Source organism: Pseudomonas sp. UBA6276, assembly GCF_002438365.1.
GTDB lineage: Bacteria > Pseudomonadota > Gammaproteobacteria > Pseudomonadales > Pseudomonadaceae > Aquipseudomonas > Aquipseudomonas coleopterorum.
In genome coordinates this window covers 1-5,797 of the sequence record NZ_DJUS01000152.1, presented here as the reverse complement: position 1 = coordinate 5,797, position 5,797 = coordinate 1, and the positions used below count along the sequence as shown (strand labels likewise).

At 64.4% G+C, this 5,797-nt stretch carries 6 protein-coding genes; 4 read left to right on the top strand and 2 right to left on the bottom strand.

The genetic code is table 11. The annotated features are described in order from the left end of the window. Both B2V21_RS17530 and ftsY read right to left on the bottom strand, forming a co-directional pair. Window positions 1-185 (bottom strand): ATP-binding cassette domain-containing protein (locus B2V21_RS17530; protein ID WP_286917540.1); only part of this gene is annotated, 185 nt, incomplete at its 3' end. Then, the gene (gene ftsY, locus B2V21_RS17525; RefSeq protein WP_286917534.1) at window positions 182-1,645 is read right to left on the bottom strand and encodes a signal recognition particle-docking protein FtsY; all 1,464 of its coding nucleotides are present in this window, start codon (window positions 1,643-1,645) and stop codon (window positions 182-184) included. The genes ftsY and B2V21_RS17530, both read right to left, overlap by 4 nt. A 232-nt stretch (window positions 1,646-1,877) precedes the next feature. Here ftsY and B2V21_RS17520 point away from each other — a divergent pair, with 232 nt between their 5' ends. From B2V21_RS17520 to B2V21_RS17505, 4 genes are all read left to right on the top strand, one after another. Beyond that, window positions 1,878-3,188: a M16 family metallopeptidase gene (locus B2V21_RS17520; protein WP_286917533.1), complete on the top strand. Its 1,311-nt coding sequence runs from the start codon at window positions 1,878-1,880 to the stop codon at window positions 3,186-3,188. Continuing rightward, window positions 3,181-4,656: a M16 family metallopeptidase gene (locus tag B2V21_RS17515; protein ID WP_286917532.1), complete on the top strand. Its 1,476-nt coding sequence runs from the start codon at window positions 3,181-3,183 to the stop codon at window positions 4,654-4,656. The genes B2V21_RS17520 and B2V21_RS17515 overlap by 8 nt, the downstream gene beginning before the upstream one ends. Beyond that, on the top strand, window positions 4,656-5,243 hold the full coding sequence (gene rsmD / locus B2V21_RS17510; protein ID WP_049861682.1) for a 16S rRNA (guanine(966)-N(2))-methyltransferase RsmD: 588 nt from the start codon (window positions 4,656-4,658) through the stop codon (window positions 5,241-5,243). Before B2V21_RS17515 ends, rsmD begins: the two co-directional genes overlap by 1 nt. Before the next feature lie 21 nt (window positions 5,244-5,264). Further along, on the top strand, window positions 5,265-5,797 hold a 533-nt coding region (locus B2V21_RS17505; protein ID WP_286917531.1), incomplete at its 3' end, for a YheT family hydrolase.

Genomic DNA, 5,797 nt, shown 5'->3' with positions numbered 1-5,797 from the left:
GCCAGCAGCAGCTTGCCGCTGGTGGGTCGCTCCATCGCGAGCAACAGACGCAGCAGGGTACTTTTGCCCGCGCCGGAATGACCGGTAACGAACAGGAATTCGCCACGCCGGACCCGAAAGCTCAGTTCATGCAGACCGACATGGCCATTGGGGTAGCGCTTGGCAACCTGTTCGAATCGAATCATGAAGGCTCCCGCTCGGCGAACAATGCCTGGACGAAGGGTTCTGCCTCGAAGGTGCGCAGGTCGTCGATGCCTTCGCCCACGCCGATGTAGCGGATGGGCAGGCCGAACTGCTTGGCCAGGGCGAAGATCACCCCACCCTTGGCGGTACCGTCGAGCTTGGTCAGGGCCAGGCCGGTCAGGGCCACCGTCTGGTTGAACTGCTTGGCCTGGTTGATCGCGTTCTGCCCGGTGCCGGCATCGAGCACCAGCAGCACTTCATGCGGCGCCTGCTCGTCGAGCTTGCCCATCACGCGGCGGACCTTTTTCAGCTCTTCCATCAGGTTGTCTTTGGTGTGCAGACGGCCGGCAGTGTCGGCGATCAACACGTCGATGCCGCGCGACTTGGCAGCCTGCACGGCGTCGAAGATGACCGAAGCGGAATCGGCGCCGGTGTGCTGGGCGATGACCGGGATCTTGTTGCGCTCGCCCCACACCTGCAGTTGCTCCACAGCCGCGGCACGGAACGTGTCGCCCGCCGCCAGCATGACTTTCTTGCCTTCGAGCTGCAGCTTCTTGGCCAGCTTGCCGATGGTGGTGGTCTTGCCGGCGCCGTTGACGCCCACTACCAGAATCACGAACGGCTGGTGCTCGGCCTTGATCACCAGCGGTTGCTCGACCGGACGCAACAGTGCCGTCAGCTCACCTTGCAGCGCCTTGTACAAGGCGGCGGCATCGGTGAGCTCCTTGCGCGCGACCTTGCGGGTCAGGCTCTGGATGATCACCGAGGTGGCTTCGACACCGACGTCGGCGGTCAGCAGGCGGGTTTCCAGTTCTTCGAGCAGATCGTCATCGATGATCTTGCTGCCCAGAAACAGGCTGGCCATACCTTCGCCGAGGCTGGCGCTGGTCTTGGCCAGTCCTTGCTTGAGACGCGCGAAGAAGCCGGTCCTGGCCTGCCCAGCAGGTTGCGAGGCAACGACGGCAGGGGGCGAGGCTTCGATAACGGGCGGCACGATGGTTGCCGCAGGCGATGGAATCGGAGCTGGAGCAGGTGCCGGGGCTGGTGCGCTGGGCGCTGCAGGAGCAGGTGGCGGGACAGGAGCGGCAACCGGCTCTGCCGCGGCCGGGGCCGACACTTCCGGCCGTGGGGCGATGGCCGGCGGTGTCTGCGGCGCATCGTCCTCGACCAGCGCCACCGGTTCCTCGGGCACCGGCAGCACCAACCCGTGCGCAACGGGCTGCTCAGTTGGCGTCGGTACGGGCTCAGGTTCGGCTTCGGTCTTGGGCGGCAGCACCGGCTCCGGGGCGAGCGCCACGGCGGCTTGCGCAGCCGTCTCGGCTTCGGTCCGCAGCTCCTGGGCCTCGGGGGTCGGTGGCGGTTCGGCGACAGGTGTCTGCGGCTTCTTGCGCAGCCATCCGAACAGGCCTTTCTTTTCACCGGCCGGGGCCGGGGTCTTTTTGTCGTCGTTGGAACCAAACATGGAAGACGGCTATCTCAAGGTAGCGACACGCCAGGCGGCTTGTCGGAAAAAATTCGAAGACGCAACACAGACTGCTTTTACGCCGGCTCGTTCACGCGCAACATTTTGTCGGGTTGCCCGGGCAGGTTCATGCCAACCAGGCATGGCCCCCAGCGAACCGGATCAGTATCCTAGCACCTCCTCGCCCGTAGACGCTAAGGCCAAGCGGGTAGCTCTCAAGGTTCTGAATCCCATGAATGTCCTCGCCCGCCGCGCTGCAGGCCTGCTGCTCTGCACGCTCAGCCTGCCCTTGGCAGCTTTTGCCGCCGATACACAGCCCACGCACGAATTCACCCTGGACAACGGCCTCAAGGTCATCGTGCGCGAGGACCACCGCGCCCCGGTGGTGGTGTCCCAGATCTGGTACAAGGTCGGTTCCAGCTACGAAACGCCGGGCCAGACCGGCCTGTCCCACGCGCTCGAACACATGATGTTCAAGGGCANNGGCGCCGAGGAAAACGCCTTCACCAGCGACGACTACACCGCCTATTACGAAGTGCTGGCCAAGGACCGCCTGGCCGTGGCGTTCGACCTCGAAGCCGACCGCATGGCCAGCCTGAGCCTGCCCGCCGAAGAATTCGCGCGTGAAATCGAAGTCATCAAGGAAGAACGCCGCCTGCGCACCGACGACAAGCCCAGCGCCAAGGCCTACGAGATGTTCAAGGCCATGGCCTTTCCCGCCAGTGGCTACCACACGCCCACCATCGGCTGGATGGCTGACCTCGATCGCATGAAGGTCGAAGAGCTGCGCCACTGGTACCAGGCCTGGTACGTGCCCAACAACGCCACTCTGGTGGTGGTGGGCGACGTCCAGCCTGACGAGGTGAAGGCGCTGGCTCAACGTTTCTTCAGCAACATCGCCAGCCGTGCCACGCCACCGGCGAAGATCCCGCTGGAACTGGCCACCCCTGGCCAGCGCCTTGCCACATTGCATGTGCGCACCCAACTGCCGAGCCTGATGTACGGTTTCAACGTTCCGGCCCTGGCCACTGCCGACAAGCCGCGTGATGTCCAGGCCTTGCGGTTGATCTCGGCATTGCTCGACGGTGGCTACAGTGCACGCATGGCGACACGCCTGGAGCGCGGCCAGGAGCTGATTTCCAGCGGCGGCGCCCAGTACGACCCTTTCACCCGCGGCGACAGCCTGTTCTTCATTTCCGCAACCGCCAACGCGCAGAAGAAAAAGACCCTGGCCGATGTCGAGAAAGGCATCTGGAAGCTGCTCGATGAGCTCAAGACCACGCCGCCCTCGGCCGAGGAGCTCGAGCGCGTGCGGGCCCAGGTCATCGCCGATCTGGTCTACAGCCGCGACTCCATCAGCAGCCAGGCCACCACCATCGGCATGCTGGAAACCGTGGGGCTGTCGTGGAAGCTGATGGACAGCGAACTCGAAGATCTCAAGAGCGTGACGCCGCAGGACATCCAGAGCGCCGCCCGTACCTATTTCACCCGCGATCGCCTGAGCATCGCCCACGTTCTGCCCGAGGAAGCCGCTCATGAGTGAGCCCATCACCCCCCGTCGCCTCCTGGCTGGCTCGACCCTTCTGGTGCTGGCCGGCTGGCTCGTGACTTTCGGAGCCCAGGCCGCAGACACTGCCAGCGCCAGCCAACCCGCGCGCGGCCTGCAATCGGTGAGCGAGTTGGGCAACACCGCCCCCAGCCATCGCCGCCTGGACATCCAGAACTGGACAACCGCCGAAGGCGCCAAGGTCTTGTTCGTCGAAGCTCACGAATTGCCGATGTTCGATCTGCGCCTGACTTTCGCCGCCGGTAGCAGTCAGGATCAGAACCACCCTGGCATCGCTCTGCTGACCAACGCCATGCTCAACGAAGGTGTGGCCGGCAAGGACGTCAACGCCATCGCCCAAGGCTTCGAGGGCCTGGGCGCGGACTTCTCCAACGGTGCCTATCGCGACATGGCCGTGGCCTCGTTGCGCAGCCTCAGCGACACCGACAAGCGCACCCCGGCCCTCAAGCTGTTCGCCGAAGTCGTTGGCAAGCCGACCTTCCCGGCCGATGCGCTGGCTCGCATCAAGAACCAACTGCTCGCCGGCTTCGAGTTCCAGAAGCAGAACCCCGCCAAGCTGGCCAGCAACGAGCTGTTCACACGCCTGTATGGCAGCCACCCGTATGCACACCCCAGCGAAGGCGACGCCAAGAGCCTGCCCGGCCTGAGCATCGAACAGATGCGTGCCTTCCATAAGCGTGCGTATGCTGCCGGCAATGCGGTCATCGCCATCGTCGGCGACCTGTCGCGAAACGAAGCCGAGCAGATCGCCGAACAAATCTCCAGCGCCCTGCCCAAGGGCCCTGCCCTGGCCAAGCCGGCACAGCCAGCCGTGCCCGCGGCTGGCGTGACCCACATCGACTTTCCGTCCAAGCAGACGCAGATGTTCATTGCGCAGCTGGGCATCGATCGCAAGGATCCGGATTTCGCCGCGCTGTCCATGGGCAACCAGATCCTTGGGGGTGGCGCGTTCGGTACGCGGCTGATGAGCGAAGTCCGGGAGAAACGCGGCCTGACCTACGGCGTCTACTCAGCTTTCACCCCGATGCAGGTCCGTGGACCGTTCATGATCAACTTGCAGACCCGCGCCGAACTCGGCGATGGCACCCTGAAGCTGGTGCAGGACATCCTGCGCGACTACCTCAAGACCGGCCCTACTCAGGAAGAACTGGACAACGCCAAGCGTGAACAGGCCGGCAGCTTCCCGCTGTCCAATGCCAGCAATGCGAGCATCGTTGCGCAGCTAGGTGCCACCGGGTTCTATGACATGCCGCTGACCTGGATGGAAGACTTCCTGCAGCAGTCACAGGCGCTGACCGTGGAGCAGGTGAAAACCGCGATGAACAAACACCTGGATGCCGATAAACTGGTGATCGTCACGGCTGGCCCCAAGGTTGCGCAGCAACCCTTGCCGGCCCCCACGGACAAACCCTCCGAGCGACCGCTCGGCGTACCGGAGCATTGATGGCCAGCGTCAAACCCAAGCAACCCCATGGTGGCCAAGGTCACCTGCGCATCATCGGTGGCCAGTGGCGCAGCCGCAAGCTGGGCTTCCCGGAAGCACCCGGCCTGCGCCCAACGCCTGATCGGGTACGCGAAACGCTGTTCAACTGGCTGGCAGCGCACATCGAAGGTGCCAAGGTGCTGGATGCCTTCACCGGCAGTGGTGCCCTGTACCTCGAAGCGCTGTCCCGTGGCGCCAGCATGGCATTGGCGCTGGATGCCAATGCCACCGCCATTTCCAGCCTTCGGCACAATCTGGACCTGCTTGGTTGCGCCACGGGCCAGTTGCTGCAAAGCGATGCGTTGAAGTACCTGGAAACCCAGACTCCGAGCGCATTCGATCTGGTGTTCCTCGACCCACCCTTCCACCAGAACCTGCTGCCGGCGACCTGCACGCTGCTGGAAGAAAAAGGCTGGCTGGCAGAGCGCGCCTGGATCTACACCGAGAGCGAGACACCGCCCTCAGCGTTGCAGATGCCGGCTACCTGGCGCTTGCACCGCGAGAAGAAAGCCGGGCAGGTCTACTACTCTCTGTGGCAGCGTGGCTGACACCGGCTTGTCAGGGCATTCATGTTGAACGCAGCACATCCTCGCTTTCGCCCAGCCCTCGGGCTGGCCAACCCACACCTGCAGACGCTGTGGGGCCCCTTGTGGCGCAAGCAACCGGCGTTGCCGCGCGAGCGGGAGCGTCTGTGGCTGGCGGACGGTGATTTCGTCGACCTCGACTGGCACGGCCCCCACACACCCCATGCCCCGTTGGTGGTGGTACTGCACGGTCTGACCGGATCATCCAACTCGCCCTACGTCGCCGGCCTGCAAAGGCAATTGGGCAAGTACGGGTGTGCAAGCGTGGCGGTCAACTGGCGCGGCTGCTCCGGCGAGCCCAACCTGCTCGCGCAAAGCTACCATTCGGGCGCCAGCGAAGACCTTCAGCACGTACTTGATCACCTGGGCGCACAGAGGCCCCAGGCGCCGCTGTTCGCCGTAGGCTACTCACTGGGCGGCAACATTCTGCTCAAGCACCTGGGCGAAAGCGGGCCGAACAGCCCATTGCAGGCCGCCGTGGCGGTTTCTGTGCCGTTTCGCCTGGACCAGTGCGCCGA

Coding starts and splice junctions, on each gene's coding strand:
- ftsY (WP_286917534.1), bottom strand. CDS start 1,645: ATGTTTGGTTCCAACGACGACAAAAAGACCCCGGCCCCGGCCGGTGAA.
- rsmD (WP_049861682.1), top strand. CDS start 4,656: ATGGCCAGCGTCAAACCCAAGCAACCCCATGGTGGCCAAGGTCACCTG.
- B2V21_RS17515 (WP_286917532.1), top strand. CDS start 3,181: ATGAGTGAGCCCATCACCCCCCGTCGCCTCCTGGCTGGCTCGACCCTT.